The 25,299-nt window shown below is 64.6% G+C and carries 24 protein-coding genes; 17 read left to right on the forward strand and 7 right to left on the reverse strand.

Annotated features, from left to right (window positions below; translation table 11 throughout):
• Positions 1–40 precede the first annotated feature (40 nt).
• A complete protein-coding gene (locus tag J5M67_RS18725; RefSeq protein WP_207886833.1) occupies positions 41–781 on the reverse strand; it encodes an IclR family transcriptional regulator in 741 nt (246 codons plus the stop codon).
• Positions 782–871: 90 nt separating this feature from the next.
• On the opposite strand from J5M67_RS18725, the gene hmgA reads away from it, so the two are divergent.
• Together hmgA and fahA are read left to right on the forward strand one after the other, a co-directional pair.
• Positions 872–2,170, forward strand: coding sequence for a homogentisate 1,2-dioxygenase (hmgA, locus tag J5M67_RS18730; protein WP_207886834.1), 1,299 nt, complete (start codon positions 872–874; stop codon positions 2,168–2,170).
• Position 2,171: 1 nt separating this feature from the next.
• Positions 2,172–3,476, forward strand: coding sequence for a fumarylacetoacetase (gene fahA / locus J5M67_RS18735; RefSeq protein ID WP_207886835.1), 1,305 nt, complete (start codon positions 2,172–2,174; stop codon positions 3,474–3,476).
• A 171-nt stretch (positions 3,477–3,647) separates the two neighbouring features.
• On the opposite strand, the gene J5M67_RS18740 is transcribed toward fahA, so the two are convergent.
• Positions 3,648–4,691 carry a LacI family DNA-binding transcriptional regulator gene (locus J5M67_RS18740; protein WP_207886836.1) on the reverse strand — a complete coding sequence of 348 codons (1,044 nt, stop codon included), beginning with the start codon at positions 4,689–4,691 and terminating at the stop codon, positions 3,648–3,650.
• A gap of 228 nt (positions 4,692–4,919) precedes the next feature.
• Between J5M67_RS18740 and J5M67_RS18745 the strand changes: the two genes are divergently transcribed.
• From J5M67_RS18745 to J5M67_RS18760, 4 genes are all read left to right on the forward strand, one after another.
• On the forward strand, positions 4,920–5,441 hold the full coding sequence (locus J5M67_RS18745; protein ID WP_207886837.1) for a gluconokinase: 522 nt from the start codon (positions 4,920–4,922) through the stop codon (positions 5,439–5,441).
• Between the two features lie 93 nt (positions 5,442–5,534).
• A complete protein-coding gene (locus tag J5M67_RS18750) occupies positions 5,535–6,887 on the forward strand; it encodes a GntP family permease (protein WP_207886838.1) in 1,353 nt (450 codons plus the stop codon).
• A gap of 167 nt (positions 6,888–7,054) precedes the next feature.
• The gene (locus tag J5M67_RS18755; RefSeq protein WP_207886839.1) at positions 7,055–7,195 is read left to right on the forward strand and encodes a hypothetical protein; all 141 of its coding nucleotides are present in this window, start codon (positions 7,055–7,057) and stop codon (positions 7,193–7,195) included.
• A 193-nt stretch (positions 7,196–7,388) separates the two neighbouring features.
• Positions 7,389–9,014: an NADP-dependent glyceraldehyde-3-phosphate dehydrogenase gene (locus tag J5M67_RS18760; protein WP_207886840.1), complete on the forward strand. Its 1,626-nt coding sequence runs from the start codon at positions 7,389–7,391 to the stop codon at positions 9,012–9,014.
• 537 nt (positions 9,015–9,551) lie between these two features.
• Here the strand turns inward: J5M67_RS18760 and J5M67_RS18765 are convergent.
• Positions 9,552–10,031 carry a Bro-N domain-containing protein gene (locus tag J5M67_RS18765; RefSeq protein WP_207886841.1) on the reverse strand — a complete coding sequence of 160 codons (480 nt, stop codon included), beginning with the start codon at positions 10,029–10,031 and terminating at the stop codon, positions 9,552–9,554.
• A gap of 389 nt (positions 10,032–10,420) precedes the next feature.
• Between J5M67_RS18765 and J5M67_RS18770 the strand changes: the two genes are divergently transcribed.
• From J5M67_RS18770 to J5M67_RS18810, 9 genes are all read left to right on the forward strand, one after another.
• Positions 10,421–11,401, forward strand: a complete 981-nt coding sequence (locus J5M67_RS18770; RefSeq protein WP_207886842.1) for an SIR2 family protein — start codon at positions 10,421–10,423, stop codon at positions 11,399–11,401.
• A gap of 65 nt (positions 11,402–11,466) precedes the next feature.
• Entirely contained in the window at positions 11,467–12,336 is an 870-nt protein-coding gene (locus J5M67_RS18775; protein WP_207886843.1) for a DUF2971 domain-containing protein, read from the forward strand.
• Between the two features lie 393 nt (positions 12,337–12,729).
• On the forward strand, positions 12,730–13,770 hold the full coding sequence (locus J5M67_RS18780) for a sterol desaturase family protein (protein WP_207886844.1): 1,041 nt from the start codon (positions 12,730–12,732) through the stop codon (positions 13,768–13,770).
• A gap of 146 nt (positions 13,771–13,916) precedes the next feature.
• On the forward strand, positions 13,917–14,615 hold the full coding sequence (locus J5M67_RS18785) for an AzlC family ABC transporter permease (protein ID WP_207886845.1): 699 nt from the start codon (positions 13,917–13,919) through the stop codon (positions 14,613–14,615).
• Complete coding sequence (locus J5M67_RS18790; protein WP_207886846.1) at positions 14,612–14,926, forward strand: AzlD domain-containing protein; 315 nt, start codon at positions 14,612–14,614, stop codon at positions 14,924–14,926. The genes J5M67_RS18785 and J5M67_RS18790 overlap by 4 nt, the downstream gene beginning before the upstream one ends.
• A gap of 413 nt (positions 14,927–15,339) precedes the next feature.
• A complete protein-coding gene (locus J5M67_RS18795) occupies positions 15,340–16,023 on the forward strand; it encodes a hypothetical protein (RefSeq protein WP_243434746.1) in 684 nt (227 codons plus the stop codon).
• 146 nt (positions 16,024–16,169) lie between these two features.
• Entirely contained in the window at positions 16,170–17,663 is a 1,494-nt protein-coding gene (locus J5M67_RS18800) for a PLP-dependent aminotransferase family protein (RefSeq protein WP_207886847.1), read from the forward strand.
• A 126-nt stretch (positions 17,664–17,789) separates the two neighbouring features.
• Complete coding sequence (locus J5M67_RS18805) at positions 17,790–18,854, forward strand: sugar phosphate isomerase/epimerase (protein WP_207886848.1); 1,065 nt, start codon at positions 17,790–17,792, stop codon at positions 18,852–18,854.
• Between the two features lie 54 nt (positions 18,855–18,908).
• Complete coding sequence (locus J5M67_RS18810) at positions 18,909–20,180, forward strand: MFS transporter (RefSeq protein WP_207886849.1); 1,272 nt, start codon at positions 18,909–18,911, stop codon at positions 20,178–20,180.
• A gap of 268 nt (positions 20,181–20,448) precedes the next feature.
• Here J5M67_RS18810 and J5M67_RS18815 read toward each other — a convergent pair whose 3' ends face one another.
• From J5M67_RS18815 to J5M67_RS18825, 3 genes are read right to left on the reverse strand one after another with little or no spacing between them, the layout of a single operon-like run.
• Positions 20,449–20,691 (reverse strand): DUF2790 domain-containing protein, encoded by a 243-nt coding sequence (locus J5M67_RS18815; RefSeq protein WP_207886850.1) that lies wholly within the window; start codon positions 20,689–20,691, stop codon positions 20,449–20,451.
• Positions 20,688–21,248, reverse strand: coding sequence for a cytochrome b (locus J5M67_RS18820; protein ID WP_207886851.1), 561 nt, complete (start codon positions 21,246–21,248; stop codon positions 20,688–20,690). The genes J5M67_RS18815 and J5M67_RS18820 overlap by 4 nt, the downstream gene beginning before the upstream one ends.
• Complete coding sequence (locus J5M67_RS18825; RefSeq protein WP_207886852.1) at positions 21,248–22,294, reverse strand: catalase family peroxidase; 1,047 nt, start codon at positions 22,292–22,294, stop codon at positions 21,248–21,250. Before J5M67_RS18825 ends, J5M67_RS18820 begins: the two co-directional genes overlap by 1 nt.
• Positions 22,295–22,455: 161 nt before the next feature.
• Between J5M67_RS18825 and J5M67_RS18830 the strand changes: the two genes are divergently transcribed.
• Complete coding sequence (locus J5M67_RS18830) at positions 22,456–22,965, forward strand: sigma-70 family RNA polymerase sigma factor (RefSeq protein ID WP_207886853.1); 510 nt, start codon at positions 22,456–22,458, stop codon at positions 22,963–22,965.
• The gene (locus J5M67_RS18835) at positions 22,962–23,708 is read left to right on the forward strand and encodes an anti-sigma factor (protein ID WP_207886854.1); all 747 of its coding nucleotides are present in this window, start codon (positions 22,962–22,964) and stop codon (positions 23,706–23,708) included. Before J5M67_RS18830 ends, J5M67_RS18835 begins: the two co-directional genes overlap by 4 nt.
• A gap of 522 nt (positions 23,709–24,230) precedes the next feature.
• Here J5M67_RS18835 and J5M67_RS18840 read toward each other — a convergent pair.
• Positions 24,231–25,223 (reverse strand): asparaginase, encoded by a 993-nt coding sequence (locus tag J5M67_RS18840; RefSeq protein ID WP_207886855.1) that lies wholly within the window; start codon positions 25,221–25,223, stop codon positions 24,231–24,233.
• Between the last annotated feature and the right edge of the window lie 76 nt (positions 25,224–25,299).

Consider the following 25,299-nt stretch of genomic DNA (forward strand, 5'->3'; position numbering starts at 1 on the left):
GAGAGGTTCGCGAGCAAGCTCGCTCCTGCGAAGAGCAGGTTCAGACCTCCCCGCCCATCCGCAAGCTGATCTCCCGCGCCGCCTCCAGCAATCCCCGCGCCGCCTCGCCGTGCGGATCGGCCGAGAAGCTCGCCTCCGACCCCACCACCGTAATCACCCCGGCCAGCTCCCGCCCGGTGGCGAACAGCGGCACCGACAGCGCATTCACCCCCGGCATCAGCAGCCCATGGATCGAATGCAGCCCCTCGGCGCGAATGCTCGCCAGCACCGACTGATCAGCCCCCTCCTCCAGCCCCGGCCGGAACGCCGCGAACACCAGCCCGGTGGACGATCCGTGCACCGGCAGCACCGAACCCACCTGGGTCACCAGCGTCACCATCCCCTGCGCCGGCTCCACCTGCACCACGGTCGGCCCGTGGCTGCCCCAGATGGCCAGGAAGCAGGTCTGCCCCAGGTTGTCGCGCAGCTCGGCCAGCGCGGGACTCGCCACCTTCACCACATCCAGCCGGCGGATCGCCGCCAGCCCGACATAGAGCGCCTCGCGGCCCAGCCCGTAATGGTTGGTGAGCGGGTCCTGCTCGGCGAAGCCGCTGGCGATCAGCGCCTGCAAATAGCGATGAACCTTGGCCGCCGGCATCTCCAGGTACTCGCCCAGGCGCTTGAGCGACGTGCTCGGCGCCAGGTCCGCCAGGGCCTTGAGGATCTCGGTGCCGACCTCGGCGGACTGCACCTTCTTGCCCTTCGTCGGGATGGACTCTTCCGCTTCTTTCCTGGTCTTCAACTTAAAAGGACTCCCGGGTGGGCTTGACGGCCCGCCCTCATGAAATTACGTTTATCGTAATTCAATTACGATAAAAAGAGTGAAACCACCATGACTGCCTCCCGCGCCCCGGCCTACCTGTCCGGATTCGGCAACGAATTCGCCAGCGAGGCCCTGCCCAACGCACTGCCCGTCGGGCAGAACTCGCCGCAGCACGTACCCTATGGCCTGTACGCCGAACTGCTCTCCGGCACCGCCTTCACCGTGCCGCGCAGCGAGGCCCGGCGCACCTGGCTGTACCGCATTCGCCCGTCCGCCGCGCATCCCCGCTACGAACGCCTGGCGCGGCAGATTACCGGCACCGCCCTGGGCCCGGTGACGCCCAACCGCCTGCGCTGGAACAGCTTCGAGATGCCGCAGGAGCCTACCGACTTCATCGACGGCCTGCTATGCATGGCCGCCAACGCCGAAGCCGAGGCCACCAGTGGCGTCAGTGTCTACGCCTACCGCGCGAACCTCTCCATGAGCCGGGCGTTCTTCAACGCCGACGGCGAGATGCTGATCGTGCCCCAGGCCGGCCGCCTGCGCCTGGTCACCGAACTGGGCGTGCTGGAGATCGAACCGCTGGAGATCGCCGTGATCCCGCGCGGCATGCGTTTCCGTGTGGAACTGCTGGACGATGCCGCCGCCGGCTACGTGGCCGAGAACCACGGCGGCGCCCTGCGCCTGCCCGACCTCGGCCCCATCGGCAGCAACGGCCTGGCCAACCCGCGCGACTTCCTCACCCCGGTGGCGCACTACGAGGACGTCGAAGGCCCGGTGCAACTGGTGCAGAAATTCCTCGGCGAGCTCTGGGCCACCACCCTCGACCACTCACCGCTGGACGTGGTCGCCTGGCACGGCAATAACGTGCCCTACAAGTACGACCTGCGCCGCTTCAACACCATCGGCACGGTGAGCTTCGATCACCCCGACCCGTCCATCTTCACCGTGCTCACCTCGCCCAGCGACACCCACGGCATGGCCAACATGGACTTCGTGATCTTCCCGCCGCGCTGGATGGTGGCCGAGAGCACCTTCCGCCCGCCGTGGTTCCATCGCAACCTGATGAACGAATTCATGGGCCTGATCCAGGGCGTGTACGACGCCAAGGCCGACGGCTTCGTCCCCGGCGGCGCCTCGCTGCACAATTGCATGAGCGCCCACGGCCCGGACAACGCCACCACCCGGCAGGCCATCGCCGCCGACCTGAAACCGCACAAGATCGATCACACCATGGCCTTCATGTTCGAGACCGGCCGCGTGCTGCGCCCCAGCCGCTTCGCCCTCGACTGCCCGCAATTGCAGCGCGACTATGATGCCTGCTGGAGCGGCATGCAGAAGACCTTCGACCCTTCCCCGGAGCAATAAGATGAGCGTCTCCCACAACGCGCAAAGCTGGATCGAATCGGCCAACGGCCACCCGGATTTCCCCCTGCAGAACCTGCCCCTGGGCGTATTCAGCCCGCCGGGTGATTCGGCGCGCGGCGGCGTCGCCATCGGCGACTACATCTTCGACCTGAAGACCGCCTGCGAAGCCGGCCTCTTCCACGGCGCCGCCCACCAAGCCGCCGCGGTCGCCAGCGGCGACAGCCTCAACGCCTTCTTCGCCCTCGGCGGCACCGCCCGCCGCACCCTGCGTGACGCACTGATCCATCTGCTCAGCGAAGGCAGCAGCGAGCAGAAGCGCATGGAGCACCTCGGCGCCGCGCTGCTCAAGCCCCAGGCCGCGTGCCGTATGCACCTGCCGGCGAAGGTCGGCGACTACACCGACTTCTACGTCGGCATCCACCACGCGAAGAACGTCGGCAAGCTGTTCCGCCCGGACAACCCGCTGCTGCCCAACTACAAATACGTGCCCATCGGCTACCACGGCCGCGCCTCCACCATCGTGCCCTCCGGCACCGAAGTGCGCCGCCCCAATGGCCAGACCCTGCCGGCGGGGCTCGACGTGCCGGTGTTCGGCCCGTGCGCGCGCATGGACCTTGAGCTGGAACTGGGCATCTGGATCGGCCAGGGCAACGACCAGGGCAAGGCCATTCCGATCAGCGCCGCCTCCGGCCACATCGCCGGCTTCTGCCTGCTCAACGACTGGTCCGCGCGCGACGTGCAGGCCTGGGAATACCAGCCGCTCGGCCCCTTCCTGTCCAAGAGCTTCGCCACCACCATCTCCCCCTGGGTGGTCACCGCCGAAGCGCTGGAACCCTTCCGCACCGCCCAGCCGGCCCGCCCGGAAGGCGACCCGCAGCCGCTGCCGTACCTCCATGACGAGGCCGACCAGCAGCACGGCGCGCTGGACATCGAACTGGAAGTGCTGCTGCTCACCCCGCGCATGCGCCACGAGCACCAGGCCCCGGAACGCATCGCCCTGAGCAACACGCTGAACATGTACTGGACCGTGGCGCAGATGGTCGCCCACCACAGCGTCAACGGCTGCCGCCTGCAACCGGGCGACCTGTTCGGCTCCGGCACCCTCTCCGGCGAAACCCCGGACAGCTTCGGCAGCCTGCTGGAGCTGACCACCGGCGGCAAACAGCCGGTGGTGCTGAGCAATGGCGAGGAACGCCGCTTCCTCGAAGACGGCGACGAAATCATCCTGCGCGCCCGCTGCCGCCGCGACGGCTACCCGTCGATCGGCTTCGGCGAATGCCGTGGGCGGATTCTGCCGGCGCATTGAGCGCTTTGCTTTTCGTAGGAGCGAGCTTGCTCGCGAACCGCCCAGCCACAAAGTCGTCGGCTAGCACTGTTCGCGAGCAAGCTCGCTCCTACAGGAAAACCGCCATGTCGCTCCCGTAGGAGCGGACCTTGTCCGCGAAAAGCGCCTGAAAGGCGCTCCCAAAAGGCGCCGTCAGCTGCTTTCCCGCACCATCAACTCGAACCCCAGGTCCATCACCGGCTCACTCACCGTCTTGTCGTTGATCAGATCCAGCAGGCGCTCCGCCGCATGGGTCCCGATAGACTTGCGTGGCGTGCGGATGCTCGACAATCGCGGCACCATGAATTCCGAGCTGGGCAGGTCGTTGAAACCCAGCACCGCCACTTGTTCGGGAATGCGGATGCCGTGGCGCATGGCCTCCAGCAATGCGCCCTGGGCCAGGTCGTCGTTGCCGAAGAAGATGCCTTCCACCTGCGGATGGCTGGACAGCAACTGGCGGAACAGCTCGCCGCCCAGGCCGACCGACGACGGGCGCGGCGTCAGCACCTCCAGCGCCGGGTCATAACAACCGGCCTGCTGCAACGCTCGACGGAATCCCTCCCCGCGCAACAACGTGCGCTGGTCCAGTTGCGCGCCGATGTAGGCCAGGCGCTTGCGCCCACCCTTGAGCAGGTGCCTGGCCGCCGCCTCCCCCGCGCGGATCTGCGAGAAGCCCACGCAATGCAGGCCGGCGCCGGGGTCCAGGTCCATCATGTACACCGCCGGCACGCCGCTGGCCTCGATCATCCGCCGGGCGCTCTCGGTGCGGTCGAAGCCGGTCAGCAATAATCCACGCGGCTGGTACGCCAGGTAGTTGCGCAGCAGGTTCTCTTCTTCGTCGCGGGAGTAGTGATAGTTGCCGATCAGCACTTCCAGGCCGCGCGGGTGCATCACCGCATGGATGGCTTCCAGCGTCTCGATGAACAACTGGTTGGCCAGCGACGGCACCAGCACCACGATGTTGTGGCTCTGCTTGGAGGCCAGCGCGCGGGCGGCGGGGTTGGCCACGTAACCCAGCTCGGCGGCGGCCTGACGGACTTTTTCCGCCAGATCCTCGGCCACCGTACTGACGCCACGCAGGGCGCGCGAGGCGGTAATCGGGCTTACCCCAGCGCGGCGCGCGACATCGTTGAGGGTGGGTTTGCCAGTGGTGCGCGAATTCTTGTCATTGCTTTTGTTATTTTTGGGAGCGGTCATCGGGCGGCTTGCCAAACAAAAATCGAGGCACTAAGGTAGCGCTGTCTCGCGACCAGGGCAATTGCCTGAGACCGGCCCCACCGGTCCCCCGCCCGCCGGCCCCTTGCTTTCCACAAGCAGCGCCGAAGCCGCCAGAACAGACCGACTAGAATGACAAGAATACGGAGGCAGCCGATGCTTTTCGTTACGCCCTACAAAGATAGCGCTGTCTCAACACCGAGGCCCTGCATGCTCCCCGCCATCGATGCCGTACTCATCATGGGTGTCGCCGGATGCGGCAAGTCCAGCGTCAGCGAGGCCCTGTGCCTGCGCAGCGGCGCGTTCGCCATCGAGGGCGACGCCTTCCACCCCGAAGCCAACATCCGCAAGATGAGCGCCGGCATCCCGCTGACCGACGAAGACCGCGCCGGCTGGCTCGACACCCTCGCCGCCGAGCTGCAGAAAGCCATCGCCGCCGGCCAGCGCCCGGTGCTCACCTGCTCCGCGCTCAAGCTCATCTACCGCGAACGCCTGCGCCGCGCCGTGCCCGGCCTGGGCGTGGTGTTCCTCGAACTGACCCCGGCAACCGCCGCGCAACGCGTTGCCACCCGCCCCGGCCACTTCATGCCGGCCAGCCTGATCGACAGCCAGTTCGCCGCCCTCGAACCGCCGGTGAGCGAACCGCTGACCCTGCGCCTGGACGCCACCCGCCCGCTGGAAGAACTGGCCGAAGCCGCGCACCTCTGGTGGCGCCAGCACTCCCACGACTGAAACCGATAGCGCCTGCCCGCCAAAGATAGCGCTGTCTCAATTCATCTCAGAAGAAAAGCCGCTCCGGCAAAACGACAACAACAGGAGAGCCCCATGCTCGGCATGTCCCATGACACCTATCTGCTGCTGGATGCGGTAGTCACCATCATCGGCCTGATCCTGCTGATCACGCGCCTGAAGATTCACCCGTTCATTGCCCTGATCATCGCCGCCGGCTTCCTCGGCCTGACCTCCGGCATGCCCGTGGCGACCGTCGTCAAATCCTTCCAGGACGGCTTCGGCAGCGTGCTCGGCTTCGTCGGCATCATCCTCGCCCTGGGCACCATGCTCGGGAAGATGATGGCCGAGTCCGGCGGCGCCGATCAGATCGCCCGCACGCTGATCCAGGCGTTCGGCAAGCAGCGCGTGCACTGGGCGATGATGCTCGCCGCCTTCCTGGTGGGCATCCCGCTGTTCTTCGAGATCGGCTTCATCCTGCTGGTGCCGCTGGTGTTCATCGTCGCCCGCCGCAGCGGCGTATCGCTGATCAAGATCGGCATCCCGCTGCTCGCCGGCCTCTCCGCCGTGCACGGCCTGGTGCCGCCGCACCCGGGCCCGCTGCTGGCCATCGGAGTGTTCGGCGCGGACATCGGCAAGACCATCTTCTACGGCCTGCTGGTCGCCCTGCCCACCGCCGCCATTGCCGGCCCGATCTTCGGCGCCTGGATTTCCAAGGTGATTCCCGGCCAGCCCAATGAGGAACTGGTGGCGCAGATCGCCCACGAGCCGGACACCAGCGACCTGCCCAGCTTCGGCATCACCCTGTTCACCGTGCTGCTGCCGGTGTTCCTGATGCTGCTGAAAACCTTCGCCGACGTCATGCTCGCCGACGGCCACATCGTCCGCGCCTGGCTGGACATGATCGGCCACCCGATCACCGCCCTGCTGCTGGCCCTGCTGCTGTCGCTCTACACCTTCGGCTACGCCCGCGGCTTCGACTCGAAGAAGATCCTCAAGCTGCTCGACCACAGCCTCGCGCCCACCGCCGCCATCGTGATGATCATCGGCGCCGGCGGCGGCTTCAAACAGATGCTGGTGGCCAGCGGCGTGGGCGACGTGATCGGCCACATGGCCGTGCAGGCGCAGATCTCGCCGATCCTCCTGGCCTGGCTGGTGGCCGCGGTGATCCGCATCGCCACCGGCTCCGCCACCGTCGCCACCATCACCGGCGCGGGCATCGTGGTGCCGGTGATCAACCTCATCCCCGGCGTCAACCGCGAACTGCTGGTGCTGGCCACCGGCGCAGGTTCGCTGATCCTCTCCCACGTCAACGACGCCGGCTTCTGGCTGGTGAAGCAGTACTTCAACATGAGCGTGATGGAAACCTTCAAGACCTGGACCGCCATGGAAACCATCCTCTCGGTGGTCGGCCTGGGCTTCATCCTGCTGCTGTCGCTGTTCGTGTGACGCCTGATTGATGGGTATCGCTTCGCTCCACCCATCCTACCAACGACGCTCCCCGGGGCTCCCGTAGGATGGCGTGGAGCGCAGCGATACCCATCACCTCCGGCTCCAAACCACCCGGCGAACGCCAAGCCGTTCGCCCACCGGACTCCTGCAACGAGGTATCGCCCGTGACTTCCTCCGCAACTCCGAAAGCCCCCGCCGCCCAACCCACCTGGCCCCGCGACTTCGACATCCGCGCCCGCTACGCCGAGCAGCAGGAATTGCTGCAACCGCTCCCCGCGCCAAACCCGGCCCCGTCGCACCCGTAGGGCGCATAACGCGGCACGCGTTGTCCGCCGAATCCCAACCACCGAAACCACCGGCGAATAACCAAGTTCGGCTATTCGCCCCACGAAGGGCCTCACTTTGGCCCATTCGTCGCATCGCTTGCTGAATCGATTTACCTAAGCACAATCACGGACTAAAACAGACCAGTAGCCCACCGCTCCCGAAGGATGAGTCATGCACGACAACAATAAACTCGACCGCCTGTTCCCCTGCCTCAACGACATCCCCGAAGCCTGGCGCCCCGACGCCCCCATCGAACAGCGCGACTACCTGGTCAACGGCGAACTGCGCCGCTGGGACGGCCCGCTCGCCCCGGTGCGCAGCCCGATCTTCCTCGCCACCGACCAGGGCGATGAACAGGTCATCCTCGGCAGCACCCCGCTGCTCGATGCCGACGCCGCCCTCGCCGCGCTGGACGCCGCCGTGGCCGCCTACGACAACGGCCAGGGCCTGTGGCCCAACCTGCGCGTAGCCGAGCGCATCGCCCACGTCGAACGCTTCCTCGCCCGCATGCGCGAACAGCGCACGGCCGTGGTCAAGCTGCTCATGTGGGAGATTGGCAAGAACCTCAAGGACTCGGAGAAAGAGTTCGACCGCACCTGCGACTACATCGTCGACACCATCGAAGCGCTCAAGGCGCTGGACCGTCGCTCCAGCCGCTTCGAACTGGAACAGGGCACCCTCGGGCAGATCCGCCGCGTGCCGCTGGGCGTGGCGCTGTGCATGGGCCCGTACAACTACCCGCTGAACGAAACCTTCACCACCCTGATCCCGGCGCTGATCATGGGCAACACCGTGGTCTTCAAGCCCGCCAAGTTCGGCGTGCTGCTGATCCGCCCGCTGCTCGAAGCCTTCCGCGACAGCTTCCCGCCGGGCGTCATCAACGTCATCTACGGGCGCGGCCGCGAGACCGTCAGCGCGCTCATGGCCAGCGGCAAGGTCGACGTCTTCGCCTTCATCGGCACCCACTCCGGCGCCGCCGACCTGAAGAAGCTCCACCCGCGCCCGCACCGCCTGCGCGCTGCCCTGGGCCTGGATGCCAAGAACCCCGGCATCGTCCTGCCCAGCGTCGACCTCGACAACGCCGTCAGCGAAGCCATCACCGGCGCCCTCTCCTTCAACGGCCAGCGCTGCACCGCGCTGAAGATCCTGTTCGTCCACGAAGACGTGCTGCCCGGCTTCCTCGACAAATTCAGCGCCAAGCTCGCCGAACTCAAACCCGGCATGCCCTGGGAACCGGGCGTAGCGCTGACGCCGCTGCCCGAGCCGGGCAAGGTCGACTACCTCACTGGCCTGCTGCAGGACGCACTGGCCAAGGGCGCCCAGGTCATCAACCCCGGCGGTGGCGAAAGCCGCGAAAGCTTCTTCTACCCCGCGCTGCTCAGCCCGGTCAGCGCGGACATGCGCCTCTACCACGAGGAACAGTTCGGCCCGCTGGTGCCCGTGGTGCCCTACCGCGAGCTGGATGAAGTGATCGACTACGTGCTGCAGTCCGACTACGGCCAGCAGCTCAGCCTGTTCGGCGACGACCCCGCGCAGATCGGCCCGCTGGTGGACGCCTTCGTCAACCAGGTCGGCCGCATCAACATCAACGCCCAATGCCAGCGCGGCCCGGACAGCTACCCCTTCAACGGCCGCAAGAACTCCGCCGAAGGCACCCTCTCCGTCCACGACGCCCTGCGCACCTTCTCCATCCGCACCCTGGTCGCCACCCGCTTCACCGAGTCGAACAAGGAACTGATCAGCCAGATCATCCGCGACCGCGACTCCAACTTCCTGACCACGGATTACATCTTCTAACCCCGCACCAATCGCCCCCGCCGCACCAGCTGTAGGAGCGGCGGGGCGCCTAGGCCACGCCCCGATTTTTGAGCATGGCCCGCGTCCATGGCAGCAAGATGCTCTGTTTCTGCTCTTGATGACTTCCAGAGAAACCTCCGCACACTCCGGCCTGCCCCTTCAGGAGGCCGAGTGGAATCGGAGTTTCAGGGGTTGAGCGGCATGGATGCCGCGAGAGCCGCGATGGGCCAGGGATGGCCCTTCGCGGCGGGCCCCTGAAACTTCGATGGAGCGAGGGAAGTCCCGCGAAGCGGGACCCGGATGCAGGGGCAAGCGCTTTGGTTACTTTCTCGCGTTTGAGAAAGTGACTCGCCCGAGGGGGCGAAACAAGAACTCTCAGCAAACGCCGAAGCGAGGCAAGAACACTGAGCGCCAAAACGGCGGAACAGCATCGCGAACAAGCCCGCACTACAAGCTTTCCAGGTGATATTCCATCGGGCCAGCACTTACGCTGAATGCACGTCCGTGCGGCCCGATCAGTGAGCGCAGCGAATAGCCCTACAACCTCCGCCACCACCCCCTCTTCCCCCGCCGCTCCTGCGCCATCAACCGCGGCACCGAATCCACCGTCACCCAATACTCCCCCTGCCAATCCAGCACCGCCATCGGCCAGCCATCCCCCTGCGCCAACAACCGACGCGGACTGCCAGCCGGCATCACGCCCTGATCCCGCAACATCGGCAACACATGCCCGGTAATCCACCGACGCAACGGCCGATGCTCGGGATCGCGAAAGCGCTGCAGCACATGGAAAACACCATAGTCATTCACCAGCAACACGGCCTCCTCGCCGCTGCCAGTTACCAGGCGCGCCTCGCGAAACAGATCATCATCCAGACGAAGAACATAAGACTCGACCCGCTCGCGGATCAGATACCCCAGCTCGCGCGCGACCAACCAGGGCTGGTTGTCGATCAACACGCCGCGCAGGGAACGGTTGAAGCGGTGGAAAACGGTGGGAACGTAGATGTCGTCCATTTGTGCAAACCTCTATGACTGTCCATGAAGCCACCTCATCCGTCGCCAAACGGATGGGGTGGCGGAGCCGCGCAAGGTTGGCGAACCGGCAGTCATAACCCGGCAGACCCGAAGGTCTCCCTGCGCGGCCCGCCATAGCAAAGCGCTGCGTCCGTAAGGCTACGGCGCAGGGCTTATCAGTGCAGGTCGCACATATGACTAAAACGGGTCGCCAAACCCGCCCCCTGTCGCTTTCACAGGGGCGACGCGAGGTTAGAGGTTAGATTTTTGATGGTCAAGCAAGAGCGTACGCTTGCTGCGCACTTATACAGATTTCTGAGCAGAAACAGGCTGGCGACATCGCAGCGCCATCATCCATAATTGATGATGGCGAAATAATAGGAGGTCATATGCCAAGAAAGGCTTTTATATTTGGAAATGGACTAGGTATGGCCCTAGACCCGCAGAGATTCTCTCTGCGAAGAGCAATGATGGAGGTATGGAACTCACCTCACTTACTAGATGAAAATCAAAAAAACCTAATCAGCCAAACCCTTGGCGGAGATGGAGCAATACCACAAGATGAGGACCAACTTGACACACTCCATCAAGTTGTCACAGCCTGCAAGACATTGAATAAAATCTCTGGAAGAGATATTCACTGGCTTTCTGAGCTTGGCCAACAGTTTCCATATGCAGTAGCGAACTATCTACACAAGGTGGCAGCACACCTTCATTTACACACAGAAACCCTCCCTGAAGAATTTAGCAGCAGCCTTATAGAATACATTAGACGCACCAACTCCCATGTTGCCACGCTCAACTACGACAAATTACTATACGATGCCTTTTTAGACGCAAATATTCTAAATGGGTTTGACGGCAGCCTTGTCGATGGAGTCACCACTTTGGGATTCTCCCCAGAGAATCTTGAGAGACGGTATCAGCGCAACTTTGGCTACTATCTCCACCTCCACGGCTCCCCACTTTACTATGATGAGCATGGGGTCACTTACAAACACCAACGAAACCAGCTTGATATGCACAGCCACAACGGATCGGAGCACATTGTTCTAACACATGTAGCGCACAAAAAATCTGTAATCGCAGCCTCAAGAATACTCTCAACTTATTGGACATATCTACAAAGAGCCCTAAGCGAGTCAACCGAAATCTACTTAGTTGGTTATTCTGGAAATGACTCACACCTAAATGAGATAATCTCACTCCATGGCACCAACAAAACAGTAAAAATAATTGAATGGCACGGGAATTTTACAGAGAATGAAAAGCATGCCTACTGGAACTCAAAATTACGATGCCAATTTCTCCACTATCACTGCGACAACATTCTTGAATTCAATCATTGGCAAAACATGAACAGGACCTAGCAGCATCGCTAGAAAGATTTAATTTAACGTAGCCTTTCGGGCAACCTATGCAACAGGAGTCTAAATTGGAAAAATCAATTATGGGCTGCCCCACCACGCTCTACAAATACTGCCCACCTGAGCGTATAGATATCATTGACGGGGCAATGCTGCGTTACACGCCGCTTGGATCATTTAACGATCCCTTTGAGGGACGCCCAGAAATTACCGATATAGTAAATGAAGAAGAAATACAAAAAGAGATTGAAATGCAAGTCTCCAAAACGCTTGAGGAGACATACCAAAACCTCCCAGACAATCAGAAGAGATTATTGTCATTCGACCACTTCCTAACAATCTCATCTAGCACCCTGCCCGAAATAAAAGATCGAGCAATAAGGACGCTTTCAGAAAATCTACCGTCATTAAGAAACGTTATCTACTCAGCAATAGACTCTGCCATTGGGGCACTATGTCTAACTGAAGTGCCCGACAATCTTCTGATGTGGTCTCACTACTCACAAAGTCACACGGGATTTGTTCTGGAGTTCGACGCCCACCATGAATATTTCCATAGCAAAACCTCTGACAAGGATGAACTAAGGCATTTGCGCCGCGTCTTATATCGCGGAGCGCGCCCCAGCATGACACTGAGGGCACTTACTGCCCCAAATATTTTTTTGGTGAAAAGTGTTCACTGGGCATACGAACAAGAATGGCGAATCCTAAGACCCTTAAAGGAAGCAAGTAAAACAATTAACGAGAATCATCTTTTTGAGTTCCCACGAGATGCCCTTACCTCCGTAACCATTGGCGCCCGAGCAAATAAAGACATGGAAGAGAAAATAATATCCATACTAAACAAGCACCCAGAATACCAAAGTGTAAAATTATTCCGCGCCCGCCCAGATGACAGCCATTTTCTATTACGCATTACTGAATTTAAACGAAAGTAAGCACCAAACGAGGAACTTATTTATCTCTCGCAAAGCGGCCCAAGATTAGAGCACTGAGACAGATTTATTTTTTCCGCTCCAAAGCTGACCAGCGTGTCGAGCCCCATCAAGTCGACTCGCGTCAGCCACGCCCTCTTTTGACAGTAAGAATTATTCCCAATTACCATTGCAGCCACACCGAGTCCGATGCCCCGGCCCCATCGCCAGGCCATTCCAAGAACAAGAGACACCCCATGCATTTCTTCCAGCCTGTCGCTTCGCCGTGGCAGCCCGAAGCTACGATGAAGCTCATGAGCCTGAGCGTTGATTGCACGCACCGGATTGCCGATTGCGCCGCGCCCCTGGCCTGCTCCGATCTCCAGCCCCCTGCCCTTCGCCGAAGACTCGCCTGCCGTGGATGATCTCCTGCCGTTCCATAGCCACCTGACCACCCTGGTGATCGATCCGGTCATCCACCGCTTCGCCGGTCTGTTCGACCTGAACGGCCGCGTCGGCGCCCTGTTTCTGTTCCTCTCCTATGCGGTCGCCTATGCGCTGTTCCGCTTCAGGAAGTACCGTGGGCTGACGGATGCGCGGTCGTTCTGGCAGTTCATTGGCGGCAACCGGGTGCATTTCCATCGCTCGGCATTGCTCGATTACCAGTACTACTTCGTGCGGGGCATCCTGCATGCGGCGTTGATGGTGCCCATCATCGGTCTGGTCGATCCGTACATCCTGCGCTCCGGCGATTACATCGCCTTCTTCACCAAGCTCTGGGGCGCGCGCCCGCAGGTGGGCGAGAACCTCGGCCTCTCCCTGCTCTATGGGTTGGGGGTGTTCCTGGTGGGCGATTTCAAGAACTACTGGGTGCACCGGGCCTTCCACTCGCGCTGGCTGTGGGCGTTCCACAAGGTGCATCACTCGGCGGCGGTGCTGGTGCCGGCGACGGCCAGCCGCGTTCATTTCGTGGAGAAGCTCGCGGCGAAGCTGGCCGGGGTGGTCGCCCTGGGTGCCTATGCCGGCGCCTTCTGGTACGCCTGCGGCGGGGAGATCAGCCGTTACACGCTGTTCGGCGTGACCTACCTGATCTTCATCTTCAATGCGCTGGCGGTGAACCTGCGGCACAGCCATGTGTGGCTGTCGTTCGGGCCGGTGGTGGAGCATGTGCTGAACAGCCCGGCCCAGCACCAGATCCACCACAGCGATGCGCCCCGGCACTTCAACAAGAACTTCGCGATCAATCTGTCGCTGTGGGACTGGATGTTCGGCACGCTCTACGTCACCCGCCGGACGCCGGAAGCCATCCAGTTCGGCGCCGGGGAGCGCGACGATCACCATTACCTGACGCTGTACAGCCTGATCGTCACGCCCTTCGTGGAGACGGCACGCAAGATTCGCAAGGCGAGACGCCGGCAAGCGATGGCGCGCGATACATCCCAGGCGCCCACTTCGTAGCGGGCTTCAAGGTCAGTCGAGGGCAGCCGGGAAGGCTGCCCTTTTCATTTGCGACGGAAAAATCCCCCGGCCGCAGCAAGATTGTTCAAGCCAGCGTGCCCCTCGCTCTGCCACCCTGTCGGTACGAAAGACTGCCAAGAATCACCATGTCGCAAACCACGCTTTCCTCCCGCGCCTTCCTCAAGGGCGCCATCGACATCACGCCGCTGTCCCTGGCGGTGCTGCCCTGGGGCCTGCTCGCCGGGTCGCTGGCCATCGACGCCGGGCTTTCGCCGCTGCACGGCCAGGGGCTGTCGGCCATCGTCTTCGCCGGGGCCGCGCAGCTGGTCGCCATCGGCATGCTCAAGGGCGGCGCCGGGTTCTTCTCGATCATGATCACCACCCTGCTGCTGACTTCGCAGCACCTGCTCTACGGGATGACCCTGCGCCCGGTGATTTCCGGCCTGCCGGGCCGCTGGCGCGCGGGCCTGGGCTTTCTGCTCACCGATGAGTTCTTCGCCCTCACCAGCGGCCACGACCGCGAGACCTTCAACCGCTGGTACGCGCTGGGGGTGGGGCTGACCTTCTACATCGCCTGGAACCTCTTCACCCTCGCCGGCGTGCTGCTGGGCAGCAGCATTCCGGGACTGGAGCACCTGGGCCTGGACTTCTCCATCGCCGCCACCTTCGTCGCGCTGATCGCGCCGGTGGTGAAGAACGTGCCGACCGTGGTCTGCGTCGCCGTCTCGCTGTTCTGTTCGGTGCTGTTCAGCTACTGGCAGCTGGGCTCGGCGTTGGTGCTGTCGGGGCTGGCGGGGATGTTCGCCGGCTTCGTCTGCCAGAAGTTCTCGGGGGTGCGCGCATGATGGTCTGGGCAGTGATCTTCGGCATGGGCCTGATCGTGTTCTTCAACCGCTACGTGTTCCTGGAGCCGCGCCTGCCGATCCGCCTGAGCAGCAACGTGCGGCAGTTCCTCGGCTTCGCCGTGCCGGGGATGCTGACGGCGATCTGCGGGCCGATCGTGTTCCTCCCCGACCACCAGTTGAACCTGCGGCCGGACAACCCCTACCTGCTCGGCGCCATCGTCGCCGTTGCGCTGGTGCTGTGGACGCGCAACGTGCTGATCAGCGTACTGCTGAGCATGGGGGCGTTCTATCTGCTGCGCTGGTGGTTGTAGCGCGACGCCCAACCACAGGCTGATTTCAGGCTCCAGGCCCGCGCGGGATAGCCGGCGCGGGCCGAGTTCGTCCCGGCATTGGTGCCGGGCCACCGTCCTCCTTCGATGAACCGGCCCGCACCTTTGCTCGCAGGTACCAGCCCTTTGCCAGCTTGCACGGGCATCGCCCCGCGCACTTCCCTTGCCTGAAAGGCCCGGACTCCCCACGACGTACGCCTCGAATGCCCCCTCGGCGCCCCGTCGAATCGGCACGCATGTACTGCTTTTTGTTCTTGCCAGTAAGAATTATTTACAAATAATATTGCGCCTCACATGGATTAACCTGCACGGCAGCTCGCAAGACCCTACCCCATCCGACGCTTCGTCACGGCCCCGTACAACCGGCGGCCCATTCCAAAAACAAGAGACAATTCATGGAATTCGTTCACGTAGTGACTTCGCTGCTGCAGCGGGAAGCAGTAATGGAGTTCGTTCGCCTGGGTGTGATCTACACCCACCTGATCGCCTGTTGCGTCGCGATTGGTCTGGTCCTGACCAGTGACTTCGCCATGGTCAAGCAGCTCCTGAAAGGTTCGGACTCGGTTCACCTCGAGCAGGCGCCCATGGAGACGCTGAAGCGCACCATCACCCTGGCGCTGCAGATGCTCTGGTTTTCCGGCGCGCTCATCGTCCTGCTGGATATGTCCGCCAAGGGGATGGAGTACCTCCTCAACCCCAAGCTGCAGGCCAAGGTCCTCATCGTCGCCCTGCTCACGGTCAACGGCAGCCTGTTGCATTCGGTGGTCATGCCCGCCCTGATCCGGGCGGGCTCCTTGCTCCAACTCGAACCGGGCATGCGGGCCCTGAGCATCTTTGCCGGCACGGTTTCGGCGGTTTCCTGGTTCTACGCGGCCTTGCTCGGTGTCGGTCGTCCCCTGGCCTGGAAGTACAGCCTGGGCGAATTGCTTTACGCCTACCCGATGCTGATCTTCGCTGGCTTCATCGCCATGAGCCGGCTGGTCAAATGGGCGCGGAAGCGCCAGGCACACCCAGTGCCCCAACACGCTCCGAGTGGGCGGGAGAGCGGGCCGGCGCTGGATGAATCACGCGGGTACTGACGCACGAACCCGATCCCCTGCCACCTGCGCGGCGTCGATGAGCAACCCTCGGCGCCACCACCAACCGGCAATACCCCTCCCTCAATTTCCCCCGCCAAGGCACAATCCGCCCCTCTCGTCTCGCTATCGCGCAAGGCACACCCCGAATGAAGACGCCCGGCGGCATGCTGCTCACCGGCATCGAGCTGGATCGTTCCAGCCCGATTCCCCTCTATCGCCAGCTGTACCTGCAGGTGCGCAAGCAGATCCTCTCCGGCCGGCTGCCCGGCGGTACGCGGCTGCCGTCGACGCGGACGCTGTGCAAGGAGCTGGGGCTGTCGCGCATCACGCTGCTCAATGCCTTCGACCAGTTGACCGCCGAGGGCTTCCTGGCCTCGCGCACGGGCGCCGGCACCTATGTCGGCAGCGAGTGGGAGGGCCGCAGCGCCGCCGATGCGCCGCGCAAGCCGCCGCGCCTGTCGAACCTGAGCCAGGCGGTGCATTCGCTGCGCAGCGAGCATTTCAGCGGGGTGTCGTACAGCACCTGGGCGCCGGACTGCCCGACCTCCTTCCTGCCCAGCCACCCGGCCTATGACGCCTTCCCCATGCTGGTGTGGAAGCGCCTGATGAACCGCCACCTGCGCAAGGGCAGCAAGGACTCGCTCGGCTACGGCGAGCTGAAGGGCCTGCAGCGCCTGCGCGAGGCCATCGTCGAGTATGTATTCGACGCGCGCGGCATCGAGTGCAGCATCGACCAGGTGGTGATCACTTCCGGCGCGCAACAGGCGTTCAACCTGCTCGGCATGTTGCTGCTCAACCCCGGCGACAGCGTGTGGATGGAGGACCCCGGCCATATCGCCGCGCGCATCGCCTTCCAGGCGCAGGGCTGCGAGATGGTGCCGCTGCGCATCGATGACGAGGGGCTGGACGTGCAGCAAGGCCTGCGCGAGCGGCCGGACGCGCGGCTGGCGTTCACCACCCCGTCGCGGCAGCACCCGCTGGGCACCACCATGAGCTATGCACGCCGCCAGGAGCTGATCGACTGGGCCGGGCGCAGCCAGGGCTGGATAGTCGAGGACGATTGCGACAGCGAATTCCGCTACGTGGGCCGCACGCTGCCGGCGCTGTTCGCGCTGGATGCCTGGGAGCGGGTGATCTATGTCGGCACCTTCAGCAAGGTGCTCTACCCGTCGCTGCGCCTGGGCTACGTGATCCTGCCCGAGGCGCTGGTGGAGCCGTTCTGCGCCATCCGCGCGGTGATGGACCGCAGCCCGTCGACGCTGCACCAGGCGACCACGGCGGACTTCATGCAGGACGGCCACTTCCTCGGCCACATCCGCCGCATGCGCAGCCTCTACCAGGGGCGGCAGGCCGCCGTGCTGGAGGCGCTGCAGCGCGAGCTCGGCGGTTTCATCACGCCCACGCCCGCCGAAGCCGGGCTGCACCTGCTCGGCTGGCTGCCCGAGGGCAGCGACGATACCGCCGTCGCGAGGGGCCTGGCCGAGCACGAGGTGTACACCTACGCGCTGCGCGACTACTGCATCCGCAATTACCTGCCGCCGGGGCTGCTGCTGGGCTTTGCCGCGGTGCCCGAGGAGCAGGCCGGGCGCCGCGTGCAGGAGTTTGCCCGGGCACTGAAGGCACTTGGCTGGAAACCCTGAGGCCGACCTAGAGCGGCCGGCAAAATGGTCATACGAACAAAACAATAATGGCTATAGGGATAGCACCATTCCGGAGCGATAAAAGCACCGCCGGCCACCCCGGCGTCGCTATCAGGAATGACAATAATGAATGCTATCCAAGCCCGATTCGCCGACTTGCTGGCGCGTAACGCCGCGCCCGCAGATACGCCCCCGCCTCTGCTGACCCCCGAACTCGCCCGCCGCCTGCTCGACCGTCTCGACAGCCTGCGCCTGTTCGCCCACGGCTACCCGCTGCTGACCAACCTGACCCAGGGCCGGGTCACGCCCGGCGACATGCTCGACTTCGCCTACCGCCACGAACTGGACGGCCTCTCCCTGCACCTGCTGGACGGCGAGCACAACAGCCTGTCGCAGATGACTGCGGAACAACTGGCCGCCTTCGGCGAGAAGGCCCGCAGCCTGGGTCTTGCCCTGCACGTGGAAATTAGCAGCACCCGCCCCGAGGACGTCGACCAGGCGGTGGCCGTGGCCCTGGCCATCGGCAGCCGCAACATCCGCGTCTACTCACGCTACGAGGGTCACCTGTCGCGGGTGATGGACCTGATTGAAGTGGACCTGCGGCGCCTGGCGCAACTGGCCGACCAGCACAACCTGAACTTCGACTTCGAGCAGCACGAGGAGCTCAAGAGCGACGAGATCGCCGCCCTGCTGCGCAAGGTCGGGCATCCGCGTCTGAACGCGCTGTTCGACTTCGGCAACATGATCAACGCCTGCGAGCGCCCGCTGCCGGCGCTGGCCCACCTCGCCCCGTTCATCCGCCAGGTGCACCTGAAGGGCGTGCGCGTGGTGCCCGAGGCGAACGGCTTCGGCCATTACGGCGTGCTGCAGGGCAGCCCCGAGGATCAGCTCCCCGGCGCGCGGATGCTGCTGGAACTGCTGCTGCTCGGCGACACCGCTCCCCAGGTGGTGGCCTTCATCCTCGAGCAGGAGAACCACTACATCGCCCCGTCCTTCCGCCAGAGCGACGAGGCCGCCGACCCGTTCATTCCCTATCGCGAGATGAGCGAAACGCCGCTGCCGCCGGGCTACAGCCTGGAACGCATGCTGGCCGACGAGCATCGCTGGGCGAACAACCAGGTGCGCCATGTGCGCGGGCTGCTGAACGAGTTCCGCCTGCTGGCCGAACTGACCCTGGCCGACGCCGCCTGATTCCGACGGTCGCTCCGGCGGCCAACCCTTATCCGTAAACGGTGGAGAACAACAATGACAGCACAGGCTAAAGCCAAGTGGCTCCGTTTTATCGTCCTGGTTCTGGGCGGCGGTACCATCTACAAGCTCGCCAACCTCAAGGACGCCTTCTACATCCCCATGCAGGAACACATGGGGCTGACGCACACGCAGATCGGCACCCTGCTCAGCGTCAACGCCATCGTCGCCACTGCGCTGTTCGTGGTCGGCGGCTTCCTCGCCGACCGCTTCGAAACGCGCCGGCTGATCCCCGTCGGCCTGATCGGCATGGGCGCGCTGGGTGTGTACCTGGCGACCTTCCCCGGCTACAGCCAGTTGCTGATCGTCTTCAGCCTGCTGGCGATCTGCGCCGACTGCATCTTCTGGCCGTCGCTGCTCAAGGCGATCCGCAACCTGGGCAATGACGACGAGCAGAGCCGCCTGTTCGGCTTCCTCGAAGGCGGCCGCGGGGTGGTCGATACGCTGGTGGCCTTCTCCGCCCTGGGCGTGTTCGTTGCCCTGGGCTCCGGCGCGGCCGGCCTGAAGGCGGCGATCCTGTTCTACTCGGGGATCGACATCCTGGTCGGCGTGATCACCCTCTTCCTGCTGCGCGAAGCCCCCAAGGCCAATGGCGCCGCCGCGGCCAAGGCCGAGCCGCAGGGTCTCTCCGGCCTGCTGGAAGCCGTGCGTACGCCGGGCATCTGGCTGGTCAGCCTGAACGTGTTCATGGTCTACATCGTCTACTGCGGCCTAACCTACTTCATCCCCTACCTGAAGGACATGTACCAGCTGCCGGTGGCCCTGGTCGGCGCCTACGGCATCATCAACCAGTACTTCCTCAAGGTGCTGGGCGGCCCGCTGGGCGGCTACGTTGCCGACAAGCGCCTGAAGAGCCCGAGCCGCTACCTGAAATGGGCCTTCGTCGCGCTGCTGCCGCTGATGCTGGTGATCCTCAGCATTCCCCGTGGCGAGAGCTACATCTACGCCGGCATGGCCGCGACCCTGTCCTTCGCCCTGGTGGTGTTCACCATGCGCGGCGTGTTCTGGGCGCCGATGAGCGAAGTGGGCATCCCCTCGCGCATCACCGGCTCGGCCTTCGGCATCGGCTGCCTGATCGGCTACGCGCCGGGCATGTTCGCCTACATCATCTACGGCTCGCTGCTCGACCATTATCCGGGCGAACAGGGCTACACCTACGTGTTCAGCCTGATGAGCATCCTGGCGGTGGTGGGCGTGCTGGTCTCCGGCCTGCTGCAACGCATGGTGAACAAGCGTGCGGCGGCTCCGGTGGCGGAGGCGCTGGCGTAACGTCTGCAGCGTAGGGCGTACAACCGTTCGCGGTTGTACGCCGATTCACTCTGGATCACCGTCGGCGCCGTTATCCGGTTTGGAGTGCCTTGAGGCAAAGGCTAACCGGCGTATAACGCGGAGCGTTATGCGCCCTACGGGGCTCGGATGAACCGGCTACCAGCCCCGCCGGAGTACGGCCGGCTTGATCCGTACCGCGCGCTGCCCGCTGGCGGCAGCGAATCACGAGAATGCCCCCGACATCTCGTTCATCCTTGCCGGCAAGCGTTCACTTCTCATTACCGCAGAACAGCCCCCACGCCGGATAACGCAGGCGATGCAGTTGCCCGGCGCTGTCCTCGTAGACCATCTCCACTTCACGGATACCGCAGAAGCTCAGGTCCGCCGGTTGCACCACGCGCTGGATGTCGAGTTGCTGGCCGTAGTGGTAATCCTCTGCCGTCGCTACGTCCTGCGCGGCAAGCGCCGCTCCGGTGAGTGCGAAGCAAGCCAGTGCAATCAGCACTTTCATGGCCGTTCTCCGGCGGGGTCGTTGGGCATGGGCGCGCCGGTCATGCTGGGCAACACCGCATCGCGGCGGATGAGCCCATGGAACAGCGCGGCGGCAAGGTGCAGGAGGATGGTGAGCAGCAAGGCATAGGCGATCACGCTGTGGGCGCCGCGAAGGACGGTGTGCAGTTCCACCGAGGGCGAAACCAGCGCGGGCAGCTCGAAACCTCCCCAGAGCACCACCGGGTAGCCGCCGGCGGATTGCATGGTCCAGCCCACCAGCGGCTGGGCGAGCAGCAGGCCGTAGAGCGCCAGGTGCGAGAGGTGCGCGGCGCCGCGTTGCCAGCCGGGCATGTCGTTGGGCAGCGGCGGGACCCGGTGGGTCAGGCGCACGACGATGCGCAGCAGGACGAGGACCAGCAGCGCGGCACCCAGCGGCTTGTGGATCGCGACCAGCATGGCGTGACGCGGGGAGACGCTGGCGACCATGCCCAGGCCGATCAGCAGCATGGCCAGCACCAGCGGCGCCATCAGCCAGTGGAGAATGCGCAGGGAGAGCGGGAAGTAGGTCGGTTTCATCAGTTGTTCTCCTGGGCCTGCTCGTGGGTACGGCGGTTGAAGGATTCCGAGTAGGCGGCCGAGCGTGCGCTGAGCAGCGGGTCGTCGGAGGCGCGGATGCCGTCGGGGAGGATCAGCGGGTCGTAGTTGACGTCGCGGCAGTCGCCGCCGATCTCCGCTTGCAGGCGTTCGATCACCAGTTCGCCGGCGTCCACCTGGCGGCGCTCTTTCGGCCAGGCCTGGGTGGCATCGGCGGTGCTGTCGCCGGGTTCGCCGAGGGTGAATTGCAGGCGCCAGCGCAACGGGCCGGCGGCGAGGCGCTGGGTCAGCTCGGCGGCGAGGAAGTTGGCGTCGCCGCGCTTGTCCGCCGCCAGCGGCTCGTAGGGAGCGACGGGCTGCACGGACCAGCGCACCGGCTGCTCGCGCCCTTCCCTGTCCACCAGGTAGAAGGCGTTGAGGCCGTAGTAGGCGCTGTTGGCGTAGCTGGAGGACGGTGTCGAGGACTTCGCCCAGTCGCGGAAGGCCTGGGTTTCCGGGTGGGCCTTGAAGAAGGCGCCGGCCTTTTCCGGGTCGGGCTTGCCGGTGCCGGGTTGCGGGGCGGTCGCCTTCTGCAGCTCGTAGAAGCTGGCGACGTCGCGCACCACGAAGACCGGCATGGCGTTCATACCGGTGCGCCACTCTTGTCCATCGGCCGGTAAAAAGCGCAGGGCCAGGCTGCGGATCGGCGCGGCGCCGTCGCTGGCCGCCGGGTTGCCGCCGGGAATGGCCAGGCGCCCCACCACCGGTACACGGCCCGGTGCGAAGACACTGGCCCGCGACAATGCGGCGGCGCCCCCGTTGCTCTCGAAGTGGCCGATCACGCACAGGCCCTTGGCGTGGTTGCGCCGGTAGCCGGGGTGGACGCCGCCGTTGGCTTCCAGGGTATTGATGACCTTGGCCGGGGTCAGCCGCTGCGGGTCGAGCCAGCCGGCCGTGTAGGCGAAGACGGCGGCGGTGCCCAGCACCACGGCGCCGATGGCGGCCAGGCGCAAGGGCATATTCGGACCAGTGGGCGGGGTATCTGTCATTTCCAATTCCTCGGGCTTACGCTGAATGCGTTGAGCGGGTACGACGCACCGCCTGCCGGGTTATTCCCGAGAACTGCGAAAGATTTATTTTTTCGCGCCGAGGGAATAGATCGCCACGGCATTCGTCCTTACCGCTCGAACCCACCACTACCGACGTTGCGATGCATTCACTGGACGATCACTCACTGCGCGAACTGCTGCCCCGGCTGCGGCGCTTCGCCCTGTCGCTGACCCGCAGCGCCAGCAGCGCCGACGACCTGGTCCAGGCGACCCTGGAGAAAGCGCTGTCGGCCTGGACCGGCCGGCGCGCGGACGGCGACCTGCGCGCCTGGCTGTTCTCGATCCTCTACCGGCACTTCGTCGATGGGCAGCGCCGCGCGAAACGCTACGCGCGCATCCTCAGCCTGTTCGGCGCGGACAGCGCGGTGAGCGCCTCGCCCGAGGAGATCGTCAGCGCCCGCTCGACCCTGGAAGCCTTCGAGCGCCTGCCCGCCGAGCAGCGTGCGCTGCTGACGCTGGTCAGCGTCGAGGGCCTGAGCTACCGCGAGGCGGCCGAAGCACTGGATATTCCCCTGGGCACCGTCATGTCCCGCCTGTCGCGCGCCCGCACGGCGCTGCGCGCGCTGAGCGAAGGGCAGACGGCGACTCCTTCTTTGCGGGTACTGAAATGAACGAACGCATTCCCGACGAGCACGACCTGCACGCCTATCTCGACGACCAGTTGGACCCGGCCCGCCGCCAGTGGGTGGAAGCCTGGCTGGCGGCCCACCCCGAGGACGCGCGGCGCGTGGAAGGCTGGCGGCAGGATGCCCAGCAGCTGCGCGCGGCCTTTGCCGGCCAGGGGCGTGGCGCGTTGCCTGAACAACTCGACCCGGCGCGGATTCGCCGCACCCTCCAACAGCGTCGGCGCTCGCGACTGGCCACGGCGGCGGCGCTGTTCGTGGCGCTGGGCGTTGGCGGGCTGGGCGGCTGGCAGATGCGGGGCGATAGCCTGGCGCGCAACTCGGTGCCGATGCAGGACGCGGTGCAGGCGTACCGGCTGTTTGCCGATGTCAGTCAGAGCGGCCTGGATCTGCGCGATGGCGGCGACCTGCGCAACTGGCTGGCCCACTACCTGAAGGATGCCCCGCCACCGCCGGCGCTGGACCGGGTCGGCCTGAAGACCGTCGGCGCGCGGCTGCTCGCCACCGAACAGGGCGCGGCGGCGCTGGTGATCTACGAGGACGGCCAGGGCCGGCGCCTGACCTTCTTCATCCGCCCGCCGGGCCCGCGCCACGAGATGCTGCCGCAGGGGCAACGCACCGACGGCGATCTGCTGACGCGCTACTGGAGCCAGGGCGGGTACAACTATGCGGTGGTGAGCCGCAGTGACGATCCGCAAGCGCGGGTTGTGGGGGAGATGGTGGGGTTCTAGCGCGGGCTGGATAGGAGCGGACGTTGTCCGCCGTTCGCGGGCATGGCCCGCTCCTACGCGAGTCCGAACGCTGGACATGACATTCGCCGGAACGCACTGCTGTAGGAGCTGGCCATGCCTGCGATAAACCGAGCATGGAAACATCGCGGACGGAGTCCGCTCCAACGGGTGTTTGGCCGGTCAGGGCAGCGCGGGCTCGCTGATTGTGCAGGAGCGGACGTTGTCCGCCCTTCGCGGGCATGGCCCGCTCCTACGGGACCCCGAACGCGGACGCGACGCTCGCCGGAAAGCACTGCTGTAGGAGCTGGCCACGCCTGCGATAAACCGAGCACGGAAACATCGCGGACGAAGTCCGCTCCTACGGGTGTCTGACCGGTCGGATCAGCGAGGGGCTAGCCGATTTTGTTGGAGCGAGCTTGCTCGCGAACCCCGCGTCACGCCGGACAGTCCGGTGCAATGCGTTCGCGAGCAAGCTCGCTCCTACAGGTTCATACCCACCCCTGAGCGGGGTGTGGACGAGGCTCAGCCGTCGACGCGCTCGCCGCACAGGTCAAGGGCGAACAGGCGTTCCACCTCGGACGGCGCCAGGCCGCTGCCCAGCAGGCTGAACAGCTTGCCCAGCGCCGCTTCGCGGGTCATGCCGCCACCGGAAACCAGTCCCGCATCGCGCAGGCGACTGCCGGCGGCATAGATATCGAAAGCCACGTGCCCCTGCGGACACTGGCTGATCGCTGCCAGCACCACGCCGCGCGCATGGGCTTCACGCAGTGCGCCGAGCAGCTCTTCGTTGTCCGAAGGACCGGTGCCGCTGCCATAGCACTCCAGTAACAGCGCCTGTACGCCACTGCCCAGCAGCGCGCGCAGGTGTTCGGCACGCAGGCCGGGGAACAGCGGCAGCACGGCGAGATTCACCGGCTGGCGCGGTTGACGGTAATCCAGCGCGGCAGGAATCGATTCGGCGCGCTCGCCATGGCGCTCGCGCGGCAGCATCGCAAAGGCGTCGAAGGCCTCGCTGCGCAGCTTGGTGACGCGGGCGCCGTGCATCAGCTCGCCATTGAAGTAGAGCCAGACGCCCGGCTCGACGCCGGCCTCCAGGGCCTTCAGGCTGCCCAGGAGGTTGGCCGGCGCATCGCTGCCCGGTACGCCCATGGGCTGCATGGAGCCGGTCAATACCACCGGCACGTCCAGGCCCAGCAGCAGGAAGGACAGCGCGGCGGCGCTATAGGCCAGGGTGTCGGTGCCGTGCAGCACCAGCACGCCGTCATGGCCGCCCTGCTCCACCGCCTCGACGATGGCGTCGCGCATGGCCAGCCAGTTGGCCTGGGTCATGTTGGCGCTGTCGAGCAGCGGCTGCAGTTCGGCAAAGGACCAGTCGAGGCGAATCTCGCCGTGCCCTTGCAGCTGTTCACGCATGCGAGCTTCGAAACCGCCAGCCGGCGCCAGACCTTCGGCGGTCTGCAGCATGCCGATGGTGCCGCCGGTATAGAGGACGAAAAGGTTCTTCACGCGGCGCATGCCAGTGCTCTTGTAGGAAAGTTCACAGGATAAACCGCGAGGCCGGGAAAAGTCCCGGCCTCGCGTTTCAGACCAA

The organism is Pseudomonas sp. 30_B, assembly GCF_017491605.1.
Lineage (GTDB): Bacteria > Pseudomonadota > Gammaproteobacteria > Pseudomonadales > Pseudomonadaceae > Pseudomonas.

Coding starts and splice junctions, on each gene's coding strand:
- hmgA (WP_207886834.1), top strand. CDS start 872: ATGACTGCCTCCCGCGCCCCGGCCTACCTGTCCGGATTCGGCAACGAA.
- fahA (WP_207886835.1), top strand. CDS start 2,172: ATGAGCGTCTCCCACAACGCGCAAAGCTGGATCGAATCGGCCAACGGC.
- J5M67_RS18740 (WP_207886836.1), bottom strand. CDS start 4,691: ATGACCGCTCCCAAAAATAACAAAAGCAATGACAAGAATTCGCGCACC.
- J5M67_RS18745 (WP_207886837.1), top strand. CDS start 4,920: ATGCTCCCCGCCATCGATGCCGTACTCATCATGGGTGTCGCCGGATGC.
- J5M67_RS18750 (WP_207886838.1), top strand. CDS start 5,535: ATGCTCGGCATGTCCCATGACACCTATCTGCTGCTGGATGCGGTAGTC.
- J5M67_RS18760 (WP_207886840.1), top strand. CDS start 7,389: ATGCACGACAACAATAAACTCGACCGCCTGTTCCCCTGCCTCAACGAC.
- J5M67_RS18765 (WP_207886841.1), bottom strand. CDS start 10,031: ATGGACGACATCTACGTTCCCACCGTTTTCCACCGCTTCAACCGTTCC.
- J5M67_RS18770 (WP_207886842.1), top strand. CDS start 10,421: ATGCCAAGAAAGGCTTTTATATTTGGAAATGGACTAGGTATGGCCCTA.
- J5M67_RS18785 (WP_207886845.1), top strand. CDS start 13,917: ATGTCGCAAACCACGCTTTCCTCCCGCGCCTTCCTCAAGGGCGCCATC.
- J5M67_RS18790 (WP_207886846.1), top strand. CDS start 14,612: ATGATGGTCTGGGCAGTGATCTTCGGCATGGGCCTGATCGTGTTCTTC.
- J5M67_RS18795 (WP_243434746.1), top strand. CDS start 15,340: ATGGAATTCGTTCACGTAGTGACTTCGCTGCTGCAGCGGGAAGCAGTA.
- J5M67_RS18800 (WP_207886847.1), top strand. CDS start 16,170: ATGAAGACGCCCGGCGGCATGCTGCTCACCGGCATCGAGCTGGATCGT.
- J5M67_RS18805 (WP_207886848.1), top strand. CDS start 17,790: ATGAATGCTATCCAAGCCCGATTCGCCGACTTGCTGGCGCGTAACGCC.
- J5M67_RS18810 (WP_207886849.1), top strand. CDS start 18,909: ATGACAGCACAGGCTAAAGCCAAGTGGCTCCGTTTTATCGTCCTGGTT.
- J5M67_RS18815 (WP_207886850.1), bottom strand. CDS start 20,691: ATGAAAGTGCTGATTGCACTGGCTTGCTTCGCACTCACCGGAGCGGCG.
- J5M67_RS18820 (WP_207886851.1), bottom strand. CDS start 21,248: ATGAAACCGACCTACTTCCCGCTCTCCCTGCGCATTCTCCACTGGCTG.
- J5M67_RS18825 (WP_207886852.1), bottom strand. CDS start 22,294: ATGACAGATACCCCGCCCACTGGTCCGAATATGCCCTTGCGCCTGGCC.
- J5M67_RS18830 (WP_207886853.1), top strand. CDS start 22,456: ATGCATTCACTGGACGATCACTCACTGCGCGAACTGCTGCCCCGGCTG.
- J5M67_RS18835 (WP_207886854.1), top strand. CDS start 22,962: ATGAACGAACGCATTCCCGACGAGCACGACCTGCACGCCTATCTCGAC.
- J5M67_RS18840 (WP_207886855.1), bottom strand. CDS start 25,223: ATGCGCCGCGTGAAGAACCTTTTCGTCCTCTATACCGGCGGCACCATC.